This window comes from Sporichthyaceae bacterium, assembly GCA_036493475.1.
Taxonomy (GTDB): Bacteria; Actinomycetota; Actinomycetes; order Sporichthyales; family Sporichthyaceae; genus DASQPJ01.
The window spans coordinates 1-1,573 of the sequence record DASXPS010000198.1 but is presented as its reverse complement, the minus strand read 5'-3'; the positions used below and the strand labels follow the sequence as shown (position 1 = coordinate 1,573).

At 69.2% G+C, this 1,573-nt stretch carries 2 protein-coding genes; both read left to right on the top strand.

Annotated features, from left to right (window positions below; translation table 11 throughout):
* Positions 1-86 precede the first annotated feature (86 nt).
* Entirely contained in the window at positions 87-1,325 is a 1,239-nt protein-coding gene (gene istA, locus VGJ14_19175; GenBank protein HEY2834551.1) for an IS21 family transposase, read from the top strand.
* Positions 1,322-1,573 (top strand): transposase (locus VGJ14_19170; GenBank protein ID HEY2834550.1); only part of this gene is annotated, 252 nt, incomplete at its 3' end. The genes istA and VGJ14_19170, both read left to right, overlap by 4 nt.

The window sequence follows — 1,573 nt, the reverse complement described above, 5'->3', positions numbered from 1 at the left end:
CTGAAAGCTGACCCCGTGTCGTCGCCGGAAATCTGACCCCCTGCGTTCAACCCTGGCTCTTACCGGAGCTGGGGAGGACTGAAGGGATGTTGGACGTGGAGGATTGGGCTGAGATCCGCCGGCTGCATCGTGCCGAGGGGGTTCCGATCAAGGTGATCGCGCGGTCGTTGGGGATTTCGAAGAACACGGTGAGGTCGGCGCTGCGCGGCGACGGCCCGCCGAAGTATGTGCGGGCGCCTCAGGGGTCGATCGTGGATGAGGTCGAGCGGCGGGTGCGGGCGCTGCTTCAGACGTGTCCGACGATGCCGGCCACGGTGATCGCCGAGCGCATCGGGTGGACGCGTGGGATGACGGTGCTGTCCGAGCGGGTGCGGGAGTTGCGGCCGGCCTACCTGCCGCCGGACCCGTCCTCGCGCACGGCGTATGTGGCCGGAGAGATCGCCCAGCACGATTTCTGGTTCCCCGACATCGAGCTGCCGGTCGGGTTCGGGCAGTCCCGAACGGCCAAACAACTACCGGTGTTGACGATGGTGAGCGCCTACTCGCGGATGTTGTTCGCCCGGCTGATCCCGACCCGCACCGCCGAAGACCTCTACCGCGGCTGGTGGAGCCATCTCACCGCGCTGGGTGCGGTGCCCCGGGTGCTGGTCTGGGACGGCGAGGGGGCGGTCGGTGAGTACGGCGGTGGCCGTAACAAGCTGACCGCCGAGTGCCAGGCCTTCCGGGGCACCCTTGCCGCCAAGGTACTGGTCTTGCGGCCACGTGATCCGGAAGCGAAAGGGGTCATCGAGCGGGCGCATGACTATCTGGAGACCTCGTTCCTGCCCGGGCGCAGCTTCTGCTCACCGGCGGATTTCAACACCCAACTGACGGCTTGGCTCGAGCTGGCCAACCGGCGGCCGAAGCGTGTGTTGGGGTGTGCACCCGTGGACCGGATCGGCGCGGACAAGACCGGCATGCTCGCCCTGCCCCCGGTCGCGCCGGCCACCGGATGGCGCGCGTCGCTGCGGTTGCCCCGCGACTACTACGTGCGCCTGGACAGCAACGACTACTCAGTGCACCCGGCGATGATCGGCCGCCGTATCGAGGTCGTCGCCGATCTGGACCGGGTCCGGGCCTTCTGCCAGGGCAAACTCGTCGCCGACCACGAGCGGGTCTGGGCCCGCCATCAGAGCATCTCCGACCCAGAGCACGTCACCGCCGCGAAACGGCTGCGCCTGGACCGCATCGGGCAGCTGCGCCCAGTCCCGCAACCAGAGGTCGAGATCCGCTGCCTGGCCGACTACGACACCGCCCTCGGCATTGACGAGGGGACAGTCGCGTGACACCCACCAGCGCTGCCGCCAAGCACACCACCGCCCGTGACCTGACCGGTGAGGTCGCGTTCCTGACCCGGGCGCTCAAGGCGCCCACCCTGCGCGACTCCATTCCCCGCCTCGCCGAACGCGCCCGCGCGGAGTCCTGGACCCACGAGGAGTTCCTGGTCGCCTGCCTGCAACGCGAGGTCGCCGCCCGAGAATCCCACGGCGGGGAAGGCCGCATCCGCGCCGCCCGCTTCCCCTCCCGCAAATCG

Bases quoted from the DNA above. Each gene is read 5' to 3' on its own strand.
- istA (HEY2834551.1), top strand. From the start codon at position 87: ATGTTGGACGTGGAGGATTGGGCTGAGATCCGCCGGCTGCATCGTGCC.